The sequence below is a fragment of the Thiobacillus sp. genome, assembly GCA_024235835.1.
Classification (GTDB): domain Bacteria; phylum Pseudomonadota; class Gammaproteobacteria; order Burkholderiales; family Thiobacillaceae; genus PFJX01.
In genome coordinates, this window is record JACKLQ010000002.1 from 987,501 (window position 1) to 1,004,307 (window position 16,807).

General features: G+C 61.0%; 12 protein-coding genes and 2 rRNA genes (1 of these 14 running past the window's edge). 12 read left to right on the forward strand and 2 right to left on the reverse strand.

Features of this window, described 5'->3' with window-relative positions; all coding sequences use genetic code 11:
* From H6935_12960 to H6935_12985, 6 genes are all read left to right on the forward strand, one after another.
* Nucleotides 1-2,773 (forward strand): 23S ribosomal RNA (locus H6935_12960) (it extends 284 nt beyond the left edge of the window).
* Nucleotides 2,774-2,908: 135 nt separating this feature from the next.
* Nucleotides 2,909-3,022 (forward strand): 5S ribosomal RNA (gene rrf, locus H6935_12965).
* A gap of 172 nt (nt 3,023-3,194) precedes the next feature.
* Nucleotides 3,195-4,331 (forward strand): glutamine-hydrolyzing carbamoyl-phosphate synthase small subunit, encoded by a 1,137-nt coding sequence (carA, locus tag H6935_12970; GenBank protein ID MCP5279254.1) that lies wholly within the window; start codon nt 3,195-3,197, stop codon nt 4,329-4,331.
* Entirely contained in the window at nt 4,324-7,527 is a 3,204-nt protein-coding gene (carB, locus tag H6935_12975; GenBank protein ID MCP5279255.1) for a carbamoyl-phosphate synthase large subunit, read from the forward strand. The genes carA and carB overlap by 8 nt, the downstream gene beginning before the upstream one ends.
* A gap of 33 nt (nt 7,528-7,560) precedes the next feature.
* Nucleotides 7,561-8,037, forward strand: coding sequence for a transcription elongation factor GreA (greA, locus tag H6935_12980; GenBank protein ID MCP5279256.1), 477 nt, complete (start codon nt 7,561-7,563; stop codon nt 8,035-8,037).
* A gap of 8 nt (nt 8,038-8,045) precedes the next feature.
* The gene (locus H6935_12985) at nt 8,046-8,501 is read left to right on the forward strand and encodes a DUF4149 domain-containing protein (protein MCP5279257.1); all 456 of its coding nucleotides are present in this window, start codon (nt 8,046-8,048) and stop codon (nt 8,499-8,501) included.
* A 3-nt stretch (nt 8,502-8,504) separates the two neighbouring features.
* Here H6935_12985 and H6935_12990 read toward each other — a convergent pair whose 3' ends face one another.
* Nucleotides 8,505-8,798: a YhbY family RNA-binding protein gene (locus H6935_12990; GenBank protein MCP5279258.1), complete on the reverse strand. Its 294-nt coding sequence runs from the start codon at nt 8,796-8,798 to the stop codon at nt 8,505-8,507.
* Between the two features lie 85 nt (nt 8,799-8,883).
* Between H6935_12990 and H6935_12995 the strand changes: the two genes are divergently transcribed.
* The 4 genes from H6935_12995 to glmM all read left to right on the forward strand — a co-directional run bounded on the left by H6935_12995 (nt 8,884) and on the right by glmM (nt 13,749).
* The gene (locus H6935_12995; GenBank protein MCP5279259.1) at nt 8,884-9,510 is read left to right on the forward strand and encodes an RlmE family RNA methyltransferase; all 627 of its coding nucleotides are present in this window, start codon (nt 8,884-8,886) and stop codon (nt 9,508-9,510) included.
* Between the two features lie 77 nt (nt 9,511-9,587).
* Nucleotides 9,588-11,483, forward strand: a complete 1,896-nt coding sequence (locus H6935_13000; GenBank protein MCP5279260.1) for an ATP-dependent metallopeptidase FtsH/Yme1/Tma family protein — start codon at nt 9,588-9,590, stop codon at nt 11,481-11,483.
* Nucleotides 11,484-11,569: 86 nt separating this feature from the next.
* On the forward strand, nt 11,570-12,391 hold the full coding sequence (gene folP, locus H6935_13005) for a dihydropteroate synthase (protein MCP5279261.1): 822 nt from the start codon (nt 11,570-11,572) through the stop codon (nt 12,389-12,391).
* The gene (gene glmM / locus H6935_13010; GenBank protein ID MCP5279262.1) at nt 12,388-13,749 is read left to right on the forward strand and encodes a phosphoglucosamine mutase; all 1,362 of its coding nucleotides are present in this window, start codon (nt 12,388-12,390) and stop codon (nt 13,747-13,749) included. Before folP ends, glmM begins: the two co-directional genes overlap by 4 nt.
* A gap of 3 nt (nt 13,750-13,752) precedes the next feature.
* Here the strand turns inward: glmM and H6935_13015 are convergent, their stop codons facing one another.
* Nucleotides 13,753-14,502, reverse strand: a complete 750-nt coding sequence (locus tag H6935_13015) for a GNAT family N-acetyltransferase (protein MCP5279263.1) — start codon at nt 14,500-14,502, stop codon at nt 13,753-13,755.
* A gap of 191 nt (nt 14,503-14,693) precedes the next feature.
* Between H6935_13015 and pstS the strand changes: the two genes are divergently transcribed.
* Together pstS and pstC are read left to right on the forward strand one after the other, a co-directional pair.
* A complete protein-coding gene (pstS, locus tag H6935_13020; protein ID MCP5279264.1) occupies nt 14,694-15,710 on the forward strand; it encodes a phosphate ABC transporter substrate-binding protein PstS in 1,017 nt (338 codons plus the stop codon).
* Between the two features lie 119 nt (nt 15,711-15,829).
* The gene (gene pstC, locus H6935_13025; protein ID MCP5279265.1) at nt 15,830-16,801 is read left to right on the forward strand and encodes a phosphate ABC transporter permease subunit PstC; all 972 of its coding nucleotides are present in this window, start codon (nt 15,830-15,832) and stop codon (nt 16,799-16,801) included.
* The last annotated feature ends 6 nt before the right edge of the window (nt 16,802-16,807 follow it).

Consider the following 16,807-nt stretch of genomic DNA (forward strand, 5'->3'; position numbering starts at 1 on the left):
GACTTGTTAAGAGAACGGATTGGAAACTCCGGCCATAGAGGGTGATAGCCCCGTATTTGAAAACAAGTTTGTGGAACTGAGCGTGCGAAAAGTAGGGCGGGACACGAGAAATCCTGTCTGAAGATGGGGGGACCATCCTCCAAGGCTAAATACTCGTGATCGACCGATAGTGAACCAGTACCGTGAGGGAAAGGCGAAAAGAACCCCGGGAGGGGAGTGAAATAGATCCTGAAACCGCATGCATACAAACAGTGGGAGCCCCAGCACAATGGGCTTTCGGTTCTTTCGAGGAGCGCGTAGCGCGACTCAAAAGAACTAAAGAAGAAATAGATTCTGATGAGTACATCGAGTGAAGGTGACTTCGGATCGCGAAGCGAGACGAAAGGCGCCCCAGCACGGTGGACTCGTCGAGAGTCCATCGTGCTGGGGTGACTGCGTACCTTTTGTATAATGGGTCAGCGACTTACGTTCAGTTGCGAGCTTAACCGAATAGGGGAGGCGCAGCGAAAGCGAGTCTGAACAGGGCGTTCAGTAGCTGGGCGTAGACCCGAAACCGGATGATCTATCCATGGCCAGGTTGAAGGTGCGGTAACACGCACTGGAGGACCGAACCCACTAGTGTTGCAAAACTAGGGGATGAGCTGTGGATAGGGGTGAAAGGCTAAACAAATCCGGAGATAGCTGGTTCTCCTCGAAAGCTATTTAGGTAGCGCCTCGTGTATCACTCTCGGGGGTAGAGCACTGTAATCGTTGGGGGGGTCGTCTAGATCTACCCCGCGATAGCAAACTCCGAATACCGAGAAGTGCGAGCACGGGAGACAGACTTGGGGTGCTAACGTCCTGAGTCAAGAGGGAAACAACCCAGACCCACAGCTAAGGTCCCAAATGACGTGCTAAGTGGTAAACGAAGTGGGAAGGCACAGACAGCCAGGAAGTTGGCTTAGAAGCAGCCATCCTTCAAAGAAAGCGTAATAGCTCACTGGTCGAGTCGTCCTGCGCGGAAGATGTAACGGGGCTAAGCACGTAACCGAAGCTTGGGATGCATACTATGTATGCGTGGTAGAGGAGCGTTCCGTAGGCCTGCGAAGGTGTCCTGTGAGGGATGCTGGAGGTATCGGAAGTGCGAATGCTGACATGAGTAGCGATAAAATGGGTGAAAGTCCCATTCGCCGGAAGCCCAAGGTTTCCTGCGCAACGTTCATCGGCGCAGGGTGAGTCGGCCCCTAAGGCGAGGCTGAGAAGCGTAGCTGATGGGAAACAGGTCAATATTCCTGTACCGCTATCCAATGCGATGGGGGGACGGAGAAAGGTAGGCCAGCCAGGTGTTGGATGTCCTGGTTTAAGCGTGTAGGCGTGCCCTCTAGGCAAATCCGGAGGGCTTAGCTGAGGCGTGATGACGAGGAACTACGGTTCCGAAGTGGTTGATCCTAAGCTTCCAAGAAAAGCCTCTAAGCTTCAGTTGGATAGTGACCGTACCGCAAACCGACACAGGTGGGCAGGGTGAGAATCCTAAGGCGCTTGAGAGAACTCTGGAGAAGGAACTCGGCAAATTGACACCGTAACTTCGGGAGAAGGTGTGCCCCGGTAGTGTGTAGATCCTCGCGGTCGAAGCACGATGGGGTTGCAGTGAAATGGTGGCTGCGACTGTTTAACAAAAACACAGCACTCTGCAAACACGAAAGTGGACGTATAGGGTGTGACGCCTGCCCGGTGCCGGAAGGTTAAGTGATGGGGTGCAAGCTCTTGATCGAAGCCCCGGTAAACGGCGGCCGTAACTATAACGGTCCTAAGGTAGCGAAATTCCTTGTCGGGTAAGTTCCGACCCGCACGAATGGCGTAACGATGGCCACACTGTCTCCTCCAGAGACTCAGCGAAATTGAAGTGTTTGTGAAGATGCAATCTCCCCGCGGCTAGACGGAAAGACCCCATGAACCTTTACTGCAGCTTTGCATTGGACTTTGACGGGACATGTGTAGGATAGGTGGGAGGCTGTGAAGCGGGAACGCTAGTTCTCGTGGAGCCAACCTTGAAATACCACCCTTGTGTCGTTGAGGTTCTAACCTGGGCCCCTTATCGGGGTCGGGGACCGTGCATGGTAGGCAGTTTGACTGGGGCGGTCTCCTCCCAAAAGGTAACGGAGGAGCACGAAGGTTGGCTAGACACGGTCGGAAATCGTGTTGATAGTGCAAGGGCATAAGCCAGCTTAACTGCGAGACCCACAAGTCGAGCAGATGCGAAAGCAGGTCCTAGTGATCCGGTGGTTCTGTATGGAAGGGCCATCGCTCAACGGATAAAAGGTACTCTGGGGATAACAGGCTGATTCCGCCCAAGAGTTCACATCGACGGCGGAGTTTGGCACCTCGATGTCGGCTCATCTCATCCTGGGGCTGTAGCCGGTCCCAAGGGTATGGCTGTTCGCCATTTAAAGAGGTACGTGAGCTGGGTTCAAAACGTCGTGAGACAGTTTGGTCCCTATCTGCCGTGGGCGCTGGAGATTTGACGGGGGCTGCTCCTAGTACGAGAGGACCGGAGTGGACGCACCTCTGGTGTACCGGTTATCACGCCAGTGGTATCGCCGGGTAGCTAAGTGCGGAAGAGATAAACGCTGAAAGCATCTAAGCGTGAAACTCGCCTGAAGATGAGATCTCCCGGAGGCTTGACCTCCTTGAAGGGTCGTCGAAGACCACGACGTTGATAGGCTGGGTGTGGAAGCGCAGCAATGCGTTAAGCTAACCAGTACTAATTGCCCGTAAGGCTTGACCCTATAACCTTGAATACACACTCAAGGGCAACCAAATCCAGGTGGGAAGAACCCCTTCCCCATCCAAACCTCTTCTTCCCTTTGCCTGAACCACCGTTCAGACCCAACTCCGTGATGCCGCATAAGCGACACCACTTCCAGTTATGTCTGGCGACCATAGCGGGGCGGTCCCACCCCTTCCCTTCCCGAACAGGACCGTGAAACGCCCCAGCGCCAATGATAGTGAGCCCCGCGCTCGCGAAAGTAGGTCATCGCCAGACTCCCCCTCAAAACGCCCACCTCCACGGTGGGCGTTCGCTTTTATGAATCTCCTCCTCCCATTACCGCGCTGACTTGGCTGGATGGGATGGCGAACGTATAATTCATAAGCAAATCAACCGGGCGGGATAGGTGCAAACCTGTCCCGCTTGTCACGTGTAGCCGGGGTTTATCTTGTCTGCTTTCGAGCCTGCAATTCTGGCCTTGGCCGATGGAACAGTGTTCCGCGGTTACGGCATCGGCGCCCAGGGCGCGGGTATTGGCGAGGTGGTGTTCAATACCTCCATGACCGGGTATCAGGAGATCCTGACAGATCCATCCTATTGCCGTCAGATCGTCACGCTTACCTATCCTCATATCGGTAATGTGGGCGTGAACCCTGAGGACGAGGAATCTGCCCAGGTGCATGCTTCCGGCTTGATTATCCGCGACCTGCCTCTGCTGCCCAGCAATTTCCGAATGGCGGAACCCCTGACTTCTTACCTGAAACGGCACGCCGTGGTGGGTATCGCAGGTATCGATACGCGCAAGCTAACCAGGTTGCTGCGTGAAAAGGGAGCACAGAACGGTTGCATCATGGCAGGCCAGATCAATGAGGCCGAAGCCATCGCCAAGGCACAGGCCTGTCCCAGCATGGCAGGTCAGGACTTGGCCGTGGTGGTGACCTGCGGCCAGAAGGGCGAATGGACAGAAGGTGAGTGGCGGCTTGGCAACGGTTTCATCCGGCCCGCCAATGCGACCTACAAGGTCGTTGCCTATGACTACGGCGTTAAGCGCAACATCCTGCGCATGCTGACCGAGCGCGGTTGTCAGGTGACCTTGGTGCCGGCCCAAACTCCTGCAACGGATGTGCTGGCCATGCATCCGGATGGCGTGTTCCTATCCAACGGCCCCGGCGATCCGGAGCCCTGCGCTTACGCCATCCGGGCCATCCAGGACATCCTGGCGGCTGGTGTGCCTACCTATGGAATCTGCCTGGGTCATCAGCTGCTGGCCCTGGCTTCCGGTGCAAAGACCATCAAGATGAAGTTCGGTCACCACGGTGCCAACCACCCGGTGCAGGACTTGGATACCAAGCGGGTCATGATCACCAGCCAGAACCATGGCTTCGCTGTGGACGCACAGAGCCTGCCTGCAAACTTGCGTGCGACCCACGTTTCCCTGTTCGACGGTTCCCTGCAGGGTATTGCTCGCACCGACGTGCCGGCCTTCAGTTTCCAGGGGCATCCCGAGGCCAGCCCCGGGCCCCATGACGTCAGCTATCTGTTCGACCGCTTCATCGGTCTGATGCGAGAGAAGAAGAATGCCTAAGCGCACGGACATCCATTCCATCCTCATCATCGGTGCGGGACCCATCGTCATCGGCCAAGCCTGTGAGTTCGATTATTCCGGCGCGCAGGCTTGCAAGGCCCTACGGCAGGAGGGGTATCGGGTCATCCTGGTGAACTCAAACCCGGCCACCATCATGACAGACCCGGAAACCGCGGATGCCACCTACATCGAGCCCATCAACTGGCAGACGGTGGAGCGCATCATCGACAAGGAACGGCCGGATGCCATCCTGCCCACCATGGGTGGTCAGACGGGCCTGAACTGTGCCCTGGACCTGGCCAGGCACGGCGTCTTGGACAAATATGGTGTCGAGCTCATCGGCGCCAAGAAGGAAGCCATCGACAAGGCCGAGGACCGAGAGAAGTTCAAGCAGGCCATGACCCGGATCGGGCTGGGCTCCGCGCGATCCAGTATTGCCCATAGCATGGAAGAAGCCATGCAGGTTCAGGCTGGAATTGGCTTCCCGGTCATCATCCGCCCCTCCTTCACCCTGGGTGGGACCGGTGGCGGCATCGCCTACAACATGGAGGAGTTCGTGCGGATCTGTGATGGTGGCCTGGAGGCCTCTCCCACCCACGAACTCCTCATCGAGGAATCCCTCATCGGCTGGAAGGAGTTCGAGATGGAGGTGGTCCGCGACAAGGCGGACAACTGCATCATCGTCTGTTCCATCGAGAACCTGGACGCCATGGGGGTGCATACCGGCGATTCCATCACCGTGGCGCCGGCACAGACCCTGACGGACCGGGAATACCAGATCATGCGCAACGCCTCCATAGCGGTGTTGCGGGAGATCGGCGTGGACACCGGCGGTTCCAACGTGCAGTTCGCCATCAACCCGGCGGACGGCCGCATGGTGGTCATCGAGATGAACCCCCGGGTGTCCCGCTCCTCAGCCCTGGCCTCCAAGGCGACGGGCTTCCCCATCGCCAAGGTGGCGGCCAAGCTGGCGGTGGGCTACACCCTGGACGAGTTGAAGAACGACATTACCGGCGGCCTGACCCCGGCCTCCTTTGAGCCTTCCATTGATTACGTGGTAACCAAGATCCCGCGGTTTGCCTTCGAGAAATTCCCCCAGGCCAACGACCGCCTCACCACCCAGATGAAGTCCGTGGGCGAGGTCATGGCCATTGGCCGCACCCAGCAGGAGTCCCTGCAGAAGGCCTTGCGCGGTCTGGAAACCGGCGCCGACGGACTGGACGAAAAGTCCACCGACGAATCCAGGATCAAGGCCGAGATGGGCAACCCCGGCGCCGAGCGGCTGTTCTACGTGGCCGATGCCTTCCGTGTGGGGATGAGCCTGGATGAGGTCCATGACATCAGTCATATCGACCCCTGGTTCCTGGCCCAGATCGAGGATCTGGTACGGCAGGAAAACGCCATCAAGGGCCGCAGCCTCATCGACTTGACCCGGGATGAACTATTTACCTTGAAGCGCAGCGGTTTTTCCGACCGCCGCCTGGCCAACCTGTTGAACTGCACACAACACGAAGTGCGTGCCCGCCGCTGGGCCCAGGGCATCAACCCCGTGTACAAGCGGGTGGATACCTGCGCCGCCGAGTTCGCCACCTCCACCGCCTATCTGTACTCAACCTACGAGGAGGAGTGCGAGGCCCAGCCCACGGACCGCAAGAAGATCTTGGTCCTGGGTGGTGGCCCCAACCGCATTGGCCAGGGTATCGAATTCGACTACTGCTGCGTGCATGCTGCGCTGGCCATGCGGGAAGACGGCTACGAGACCATCATGGTCAACTGCAACCCGGAGACCGTGTCCACGGACTACGACACCTCCGACCGCCTCTACTTCGAGCCCCTGACCCTGGAAGATGTGCTCGAGATCGTGCGCATCGAGAAGCCCTTCGGCGTCATCGTCCAATATGGGGGCCAGACACCCCTGAAGCTGGCCCGGGACCTGGAAGCCAATGGTGTGCCCATCATCGGCACCACGCCGGACATGATCGATGCCGCGGAGGACCGGGAGCGCTTCCAGAAGATGCTGCATAAGCTGGGCCTGCTGCAGCCGCCCAACCGCACCGCCCGGGCCGAGGACGAAGCCATCCGCCTGGCGGCGGAGATCGGCTACCCCCTGGTGGTGCGGCCCTCCTACGTGCTGGGTGGTCGGGCCATGGAAATCGTGCGGGAGGAGGCGGATCTGCAACGCTACATGCGTGAGGCCGTGAAGGTCTCCAATGATTCCCCCGTGCTGCTGGACCGCTTCCTGAACGATGCCATCGAGGTGGACGTGGATGCCCTGTCCGATGGCGAGCAGGTGCTCATCGGCGGCATCATGGAACACATCGAGCAGGCCGGCGTGCACTCCGGTGATTCCGCCTGTTCCCTGCCGCCTTACAGTCTGTCCTCTGCTATTCAGGACGAGTTGCGCCGCCAGACCGTGGCCATGGCCAAGGCCCTCAACGTGGTGGGCCTCATGAACGTGCAATTCGCCATCAAGGGCGACACCGTCTATGTGCTGGAAGTGAACCCCCGGGCCTCCCGCACCGTGCCCTTCGTCTCCAAGGCCACGGGCCGGCAACTGGCCAAGATCGCCGCCCGCTGCATGGCCGGCAAGACCCTGAAGGAACAGAATGCCGAGCTCGAGGTGATTCCGCCATATTACTCGGTGAAGGAGGCGGTGTTTCCTTTCCGCAAGTTCCCGGGCGTTGACCCCATCCTGGGTCCTGAAATGAAGTCCACCGGCGAGGTCATGGGCGTGGGCGACAGCTTCGGCGAGGCATTCCTGAAGGCCCAGTACGGTTCCAGCGTAAAGCTGCCCCGATCCGGCAATGCCTTCATCTCCGTGCGGGACCCGGAGCATCCCCAGGTCGCGGAGATCGCCGCCTACCTCCACGAACTGGGCTTCAAGGTGTTCGCCACTAGCGGAACTTCCCGCATCATCAATGCCGCCGGCGTGCCCGTGACCCGGGTCAACAAGGTGGCGGAAGGCCGGCCTCACATCGTCGACATGATCAAGAACAAGGACATCCAGTTGATCATCAACGTGGTGGAAGACAAGCGCGCCGTGGTGGACTCCTTCGCCATCCGTGCAGCGGCCCTGGCCCAGAACATCCCCTACTTCACCACCCTGGCCGGTGCCAAGGCGGCCTGCCTGGGTATGAAGGACCGGCGCGACATTACTGTTTACCCGTTGCAGGAACTGCACAAGCGTCTAAATTGACGCGCCTGCACTGAAGAATCGCCAAAGGTACCCATGAATAAAGTCCCCCTCACCGTGGTGGGTGCGGAAAAGCTCCGCAATGAACTGCACCGCCTGAAGACCGTGGAACGGCCCAGCGTCATCGAGGCCATTGCCGAGGCCCGTTCCCACGGTGACCTGTCGGAAAACGCGGAATACGATGCCGCAAAGGAAAAGCAGGGTTTCATCGAAGGCCGCATCAAGGAGCTGGAGGGCAAGCTGTCCAACGCCCAGATCATCGACCCCCGCCATCTGGACGCGGACGGCCGCATCGTCTTTGGCGCCACCGTGGAACTGGTGGATGCCGAGTCCGGCGACGAGGTGAAATACCAGATCGTGGGCGACGACGAGGCCGACATCAAGGCGGGCAAGATTTCCGTCAGTTCCCCAATCGCCCGGGCCCTCATCGGCAAGTATGCCGGCGACGTGGCGGACGTCCATGCACCGGGTGGCCTGCGCCATTACGAAATCGTCGACGTCCACTACGTCTGAGCTGCCAATTGAAACGCTTGCCCGATCTGCTGGCCGCCTGGTCCGTCGCCCTGTGGGTGGGAGGCCTCTGGGCCATCGGCTATCTGGCCGCTCCCGCCCTCTTTTACAACCTGGAAGATCGCATGATGGCGGGCTACCTTGCCGGCAAGATGTTCGGCTGGATGGCCTGGGTAGGCATGGTGTGCGGTGGATGGCTGCTGGTGTTCCGCCTGGGCCGTTATGCCGGCGCGGTGCTGAGGCAGCCCTTCTTCTGGATCGTGGTGGCCATGTTCCTGTTGACCATCGCCCAGCACTTCGGCATCCGGCCCCTGCTGCAGGAACTCAAGGACATGGCCATGCCCAAGGACGTGATGGAAAGCCTGTTCCGGGACCGTTTCCAGACCTGGCATGGCATTTCCAGTGGGGTCTACCTAATCCAGAGCCTGCTGGGACTGGCCCTCGTGGCGAAACAAGGGGCTAAATAAGGCTCAGGGCAGTTTCAGTTTGGGCTTGTCGGCCGGGCGGTAAAGCAGCAGGAGCTTTCCGATATGCTGCACCGGCGCAGCGCCCAGGGCCTCGCACAATTCCATGAACCATGCCTCCCGCGCTTCCCGGTCATCACCCAGCACCCTGATCTTGATGAGTTCATGGGCTGTCAAGGCCCGGTTCGCCTCCAACTTCACGGCCTCGGTCAGACCGGCGTTGCCGATCATGACCACGGGTTTGAGGTTGTGGGCCTGGGCCTTGAGGAATTTGCGTTGTTCGGTGCTGAGTTGCTGCATGAATATCTCCAGGATGGGCGGCGATATTATCACCGAGCACGCCAGGCACCCTTAGTTCGGCCCCACGGCGGTAGACTTCAACACTATGAAAAGACAAGCCAAAACCCGTGAATGGCACCATCGCCATGTCCACGATTTCTACGTGAGGCAGGCCACGGAACAAGGGTGGCGTTCCCGGGCCGCCTTCAAACTCCTGGAGATCGACGACAAGGACCGCCTGTTGAAGCCCGGCCAGATCGTGGTGGACCTGGGTTGCGCCCCCGGTGGCTGGTGCCAGGTGGCGGCCAGTCGCATGAAGGGCCAGGGCCGCATCATCGGCATCGACCTGCTGGACATGACGGGCATCAACGGCGTGACCTTCATCCAGGGGGACTTCACTGAGTACGGGGCCTTGGCCGAGCTTGAATCGGCCTTGAGCGGGAAAAAGGTCAATCTTGTACTTTCGGATATGGCCCCAAACATAACCGGCGTAGTGGTCTCTGACCAGGCCCGGGTGTACGCCTTGGCGGACCTGGCTCTGGATTTCGCGGTACATCATCTTGAACCCGAGGGAGCTTTTCTCATCAAAGTTTTTCAGGGTGCAGGCTTCGAGGCGTTCGTGAAGTCCATGCGGGGGGTGTTCAAGAGCGTTGCCACCCGCAATCCGGATGCCTCGCGGGATCGCAGTCGGGAGTGTTACCTATTGGGACGCGGGCTCAAGCAATCGGGCTGAAGCGCCGTTAGAATGCGGTATGCGAAGCAAAGTGCGCGCGCAGTACAGTACGCGGATTCGCCGCGAAGGAGTGAAAGTTGAATAATCTGTTCAAGAACGTCGCCATCTGGCTGGTCATCGCGCTGGTGCTGATGACGGTGTTCAACCAGTTCAATACTCGGCCGGGGGTCACCCAGTCCCAGGTGGACTATTCCCAGTTCATCGAGGAAGTCCGCAGCGGCCAGGTAGCCAAGGTGACTATCGACGGCCACGTACTGCGAGGAGTCCGTTCTGATGGCCGTCGCTTCAGCACCTACGCGCCGTCCGACCCCTGGATGGTCTCGGATCTGCTGAAGTACGGCGTGCAGGTGGAGGCCAAGCCGGAGGACGAGCCCTCCATGCTCATGAGCATCTTCATCTCCTGGTTCCCCATGCTGCTGCTCATCGGCGTCTGGGTGTTCTTCATGCGCCAGATGCAGGGCGGTGGCCGGGGCGGTGCGTTCTCCTTCGGCAAGTCCAAGGCCCGCATGCTGGATCAGGAAACCAACGCCATCACCTTCGCCGACGTGGCCGGCTGCGATGAGGCCAAGGAAGAAGTGGGCGAACTGGTGGAATTCCTGCGGGATCCCTCCAAGTTCCAGAAGCTGGGCGGCCGCATCCCCCGGGGCGTGCTCATGGTGGGCTCCCCTGGCACCGGCAAGACCCTGCTGGCCAAGGCCATCGCCGGCGAGGCCAAGGTGCCCTTCTTCAGCATCTCCGGTTCAGACTTCGTGGAAATGTTCGTCGGCGTGGGTGCGGCCCGGGTCCGGGACATGTTCGAGCAGGCCAAGAAGCACGCGCCCTGCATCATTTTCATCGATGAGATCGACGCCGTGGGCCGCCAGCGCGGTGCTGGCCTGGGTGGCGGCAACGACGAGCGGGAGCAGACCCTGAACCAGTTGCTGGTGGAGATGGATGGCTTCGAGGCCACTGCCGGCGTCATCGTCATCGCCGCCACCAACCGTCCCGACGTGCTGGACCCGGCCCTCATGCGTCCGGGTCGCTTCGACCGCCAGGTGGTGGTGCCCCTGCCCGACATCCGCGGCCGGGAGCAGATCCTGCTGGTGCACATGCGCAAGGTGCCAGTGAGCCAGGACGTGAAGGCGGACATCATCGCCCGGGGCACCCCCGGCTTCTCCGGTGCCGACCTGGCCAACCTGGTGAACGAGGCCGCCCTGTTCGCCGCCCGGTCGAACAAGCGGGTGGTGGACATGGACGACTTCGAGCGGGCCAAGGACAAGATCATGATGGGGGCCGAGCGCCGTTCCATGATCATGCCCGAGGAAGAGCGCCGCAACACCGCCTACCACGAGTCCGGCCACGCCGTGGTGGCCAAACTCATGCCCAAGACCGATCCGGTGCACAAGGTCACCATCATTCCCCGGGGCCGGGCCCTGGGTGTGACCATGCAGTTGCCCACGGAGGACCGCTACAGCCAGGACCGGATACGTCTCTTGTCCACCATCGCCGTGCTGTTCGGTGGCCGCATCGCCGAGGAAATCTTCATGAACCAGATGACCACCGGCGCCTCCAACGACTTCCAGCGGGCCACGGACCTGGCCCGGCGCATGGTGACCCAGTGGGGCATGTCCGATGCCCTGGGCACCATGGTCTATGGCGAGGAGGAGGGCGAGGTGTTCCTGGGCCGTTCCGTCACCACTCACAAGAGCGTGTCCGAGGCCACCATGCAGCAGGTGGACAAGGAGGTGCGCCGCATCATCGACGGGCAGTACGCCCTGGCCCGCAAGATCCTGGAGGAGAACCGGGACAAGGTGGAACGCATGACCCGGGCACTGCTGGAATGGGAAACCATCGACGCCGAGCAGATCGACGACATCATGGCCGGCAACGAGCCGCGCCCGCCCAAGCCGGTGACCCCGCCCTCCAGTTCCTCTGGCAACAGCAGCACACCCAGCGCCCCCGCACCCACGGCTACGCCAGCGGAAGAAGCCTGAGGCAGGGATTGGGTGGGGGTGAGTGATGGGGTGAAGCCCCGCTCATCCCCCTTCCCCCTTCCCCCCTCCCCCTTCCCCCCTCCCCGATGTTCCGCTGCGGCCGTTTCTCCTTTGCTCTGGATCGGCCCTTGGTCATGGGCATCGTCAACGTCACGCCGGACTCCTTCTCCGACGGTGGCGCCTTTCTTGACCCTCTGCAAGCCATCGAGCAAGGCCTCCGCCTGAAGGAGGCGGGGGCAGACCTGCTGGACATCGGCGGCGAATCCACCCGGCCCGGGGCCCGGCCCGTATCCGTGGAGGAGGAACTGGATCGCGTCCAGCCCGTATTGGAAGGATTGCGGAACTGTGGCGCGGCCCTGTCCGTGGACACCATGAAGCCCCGGGTCATGGCCGCCGCCCTGGCAGCCGGGGCGGACATGATCAACGATGTGAAGGCGCTGGAAAGCCAGGGTGCCCTGGAGGTGATGGCGGCCAGTGGGTGCGGCGTCTGCCTGATGCACATGCGGGGCGCACCCCGCACCATGCAGGAAGATCCCCAGTACGAGGATGTGGTGGCGGAAGTCGCGGCCTACCTGGATCGGCGTCGGACTGCCTGCATCCAGGCGGGCATTTCCCCTGACCGCATCGTCATCGACCCGGGCTTCGGCTTCGGCAAGACCCTGGAGCACAACATCGCGTTGTTCAAGAAAATCCGCATCCTGGCCGATATGGCTCCCGTATTGGTGGGGGTGTCCCGTAAGTCCATGATCGGACTGATCACAGGCCAGCCCGTGCAGGATCGCATGTCGGGCAGTGTTGCCGCTGCATTGCTGGCCGCGTCGCAAGGGGCCGCCATGCTGCGTGTGCACGACGTGGCGCAGACCGTGGACGCCATCAAGATTTGGCAAGCTTTGGGAGCACAGCAATGAGCAGAAGGTTTTTCGGTACGGATGGCGTGCGGGGCCGGGTGGGGGAGGACCCCATCACTCCGGGCATGGTGATGCGCCTGGGCTATGCCGCGGGCCGCGTCCTGGCCTCCGGTCGCCATGACTCCCTGTTCGGAGAGCGGCCTACCGTCCTCATCGGCAAGGACACCCGGGTCTCGGGCTACATGCTGGAATCGGCCCTGGAGGCCGGGTTGACCGCCGCAGGGGTGGACGTGCGCCTCACCGGTCCCATGCCCACGCCGGGGGTTGCCTACCTGACCCGGGCCCTGCGCCTTCAGGCCGGGGTGGTGATCTCCGCCTCCCACAACCCCTACGAGGACAACGGCATCAAGTTCTTCTCCGCCCAGGGCACCAAGCTGCCGGACGAGGTTGAACTGGCCATCGAGGAGGCCATGGAGTCCCCCATCAAGGCCGAGTCCTCCAAGGGACTGGGCAGGGTGAAGCGGGTGGACGACGCCGCTGGCCGATATATCGAGTTCTGCAAGAGCACCTTCCCCAACGACCTGGACCTGCGCGGCATGCGCATCGTGGTGGATTGCGCCAATGGGGCGGCCTATGACATCGCCCCCCACGTGTTCCACGAGCTGGGTGCTGACGTCATCGCCATCGCCAACGAGCCAGACGGCCTCAACATCAACAAGCATTGCGGCGCCACCCATACCGAGACCCTCAGCCGGGCCGTGCGCCAGCACCGGGCCGACGTGGGCGTCGCCCTGGACGGGGATGGGGATCGCCTGATGATGGCGGACATCTCCGGCGAGATCATGGACGGCGACAAGCTCATGTACGCTATCGCCCGCCACCGCATGGAGAACGGCGAGTTGAAAGGCGGGGTGGTGGGCACCTTGATGACCAACCTGGGTACCGAGCTGGCCCTGAGAAAGCTCGGTTGCGATTTCCGGCGCGCCAAGGTGGGGGACCGCTACGTGTTGGAGGTTCTGCAGGAACAGGGCTGGCAGGTGGGCGGCGAAAGCTCCGGCCACATCCTCTGCCTGGACAAGCACACCACCGGTGATGGCATTGTCTCCGCCCTCCAGGTGCTGGCAGCCCTGCGTCGATCCGGCCAGTCCCTGGCGGACTACACCCGGGATTGCCCCGTATATCCCCAGTTGCTCATCAACGTGCGGGTGGCCAAGGGCTTCAAGCTGGACGGGCAGGAGCCCGTGGTCCATGCTGTCCAGGCGGTTGAACAGGAACTGGGGGACACAGGCCGGGTGGTGCTGCGCCCCTCAGGCACCGAGCCCCTCATCCGGGTCATGGTGGAGGGGCGGGACGAGCCCCAGGTGCACCGCTGCGCCGAGCGAATCGCCGACGCGGTGAAGGTGGCCGCCGGGGTGTGACCCTTATTTCAGGAAGTGCCGGGCATACACCGGGTTTAGCCGGCTCATGGGCAACAGGATGAACAGGTCGGCGGTGTTGAAATCGGGGTCCCAGGCCGGCGCACCGCCAACATAGGCACCCAGGCGCAGATAACCCTTCACCAGGGGAGGAACCGAGGGTGAAGGTGTGGCCGTGAGTTCTTCCAGGGGCAGAGGGCAGCGGGGAAAGACTCGCCATTCCACCGGAGCCTGGTGTTTTTCCCGCACTGCGTGCCAGATGCCCGCCGCGTTATGCCCGCCGTCCTGCATGCCGATGCTGGCGCAACCGATCATGTAGTCATAGCCGCTCTTCATCATGTAATCCGCCAGGCCAGCCCACAGGTGGGTGATGACACCACCGCTGCGGTAGTCCGCGTGCACACAGGAACGCCCCACCTCCACCATGCGGCTTTTCAGGTTCTGCAGGCGGGTCAGGTCGAACTCATTTTCAGAGTAGTAGCTGCCCACACGCTTGGCGGCGGCATGGGTCAGGATACGGTAGGTTCCCACCACTTCCCCGTTATCCGCATCCCTGACCAGCAGGTGTTCGCAGTAGGGGTCGTACAAGTCCAAGTCAATCCCATCCTCGGGGCTGTTCAGGCGTGCCCCCATCTCTTCGGCGAACACCTTCCAGCGCAGGCGCTGTGCCTCACGCAACTCATCCTCGTGACGGGCCATGGATACATGGAAGGATTTTTTCAGCCGTTCCTTGGCGGCAACGTGTTCCTGCAACATGTACGGGTTCTCCTTTAGCACGTTGGGAGCAAAGGTAGAAACCTGGCGTTACTAGGCTGTGACGGCTTGGTGAAGAAATGGTGACAGATTGTGGTGGGGCAAATGCCATGATCCAGGGCATTCACGAACTTGTAATATTTCACCGATAGGATTCTGGGTGTTGTTCACCAGTCACCCAAATGGAGCCTTACATGACTGCAAACCGTACCCTCCTCAAGCTGTCTGGACTGGCCGCCGCCATGTCCCTGAGCCTCTCCGCTCTGGCCGCCGACATCACCGGCGCTGGCGCCACCTTTCCCTACGCTGTCTACACCAAATGGGCCGAAGCCTACAAAGGTGCCACCGGCAACCAGGTGAACTACCAGGGTATCGGTTCTTCCGGCGGCATCAAGCAGATCAAGGCCAAGACCGTGGACTTCGGTGGTACCGATGCGCCCCTGAAGGAAGCCGAACTGGACAAGGTCGGGCTGATCCAGATTCCCACCGTGATGGGGGGTGTGACCATTGTTGTGAACCTGCCTGGCATCCAGTCCGGCGGCATCAAGCTGGACGGTGCCACCGCGGCGGATCTTTTCCGCGGCGCCATCAAGAAGTGGAACGATCCCGCCATTGCCAAACTCAACCCCGGCGTGAAATTGCCTGATACCCCCGTCACCGTGTCCCACCGTTCCGACGGCTCCGGCACAACCTATGCCTTCAGCCATTACCTGGCCAAGCAATCCATGGCCTTCAAGCGCGACGTAGGCGCCGGCACCACCGTGAACTGGCCCGCCAACGGCGTGGGCGGCAAGGGTAACCCCGGCGTGGCCGCCAACGTGCAGAAGATCGCCGGCGCCATCGGCTACGTGGACATCGCCGACGCCATGAAGAACAAGATGACCTTCGTGGCCCTGAAGAACAAGGCTGGCAACTACATCGTGCCGAGCCAGGACTCCGTGGCCGATGCCGCCGCTGGCGCCAACTTCAAGGTGAAGGGCATGGCCCCGGACCTGCTGGATCAGACCCACAAGAATGCCTGGCCCATCACTTCCGCCACCTATGCCCTGGCCTACGAAAAGGGTGCTGACGCTACTCGTCAAAAGGGTGTGGTGGAGTTCTTCACCTGGTCCCTGAACAACGGCCAGAAAATGGCCGAGGAACTGGGCTTTGTCGCTCTGCCGGCCAACGTCGTCAAGATGGTCGAAGCCGAGATGAAGAACATCAAGTAATTGCCTTGATGCACCGGTTTGGGCGCGGATAACATGCCGCGCCCAAACTTTCTTCGCAAGCCCCCTCACGGCTCGAAGGAATTTGCGAAGAATGCGTAAATGAATCAGGACAGATCCGAATGAGCGAAGTGACGACACCCATAGACGTGCACGCCGCGCAAGTGAAGAAATTCCAGTTGCAGGACCTGATGTTCCATCAGGTCACTATGGTGTTTGCCTTCATCGTGCTCGCCGCCCTGGCGGGCATCCTGATTTCCCTGGCCATCGAGGCCATGCCGGTGCTGAAGGAGTTCGGTCCCGCTTTCCTGTGGACCAACGTCTGGAACGTTCCTGAAGACCAGTATGGCGCCCTCTCCGCCATTTACGGTACGGTGGTTACGTCCGTCATCGCCCTGGTGATCGCCGTTCCTGTCAGCTTCGGCATCGCTCTGTTTTTGACCGAGACCTGCCCGGTATGGCTACGTCGACCCCTGGGCACCGCCATCGAACTGCTGGCGGGCGTGCCTTCCATCATCTACGGGATCTGGGGCCTGTTCGTGTTCGCACCGCTGTTCGCGGAGCATGTGCAGCCCCATCTGCAGGCTGCCCTGGGCGATGTGCCCGTGATTGGCGGCTGGTTCGCGGGTCCCCCCATCGGCATCGGCATCCTTACTGCCGGCATCGTTCTGTCCCTGATGGTGATCCCCTTCGTAGCCTCGGTGATGCGGGATGTTTTCGAAACAGTGCCTCCTCCTCTGAAAGAATCCGCCTACGGCGTGGGTTGCACCACTTGGGAGGTGGTCACCAACGTGGTCCTTCCCTATACACGGGTGGGCGTCATCGGCGGCATCATGCTCGGCCTGGGGCGCGCGCTGGGCGAGACCATGGCGGTGACCTTCGTCATCGGCAACGCCAACCGCATTGTTGGCAGCCTGTTCGCACCAGGCACCTCCATAGCTTCCACGCTGGCCAACGAGTTTGGCGAAGCTGACCCGGGGCTGCACATCTCCGCCCTCTTCGCACTGGGCCTGGTGCTGTTCATCATCACATTCATCGTGCTGGCCGTATCGCAATGGCTGATAAAGCGCGGTGTGGCCAAACAAGGCAAGTGAGCGGAG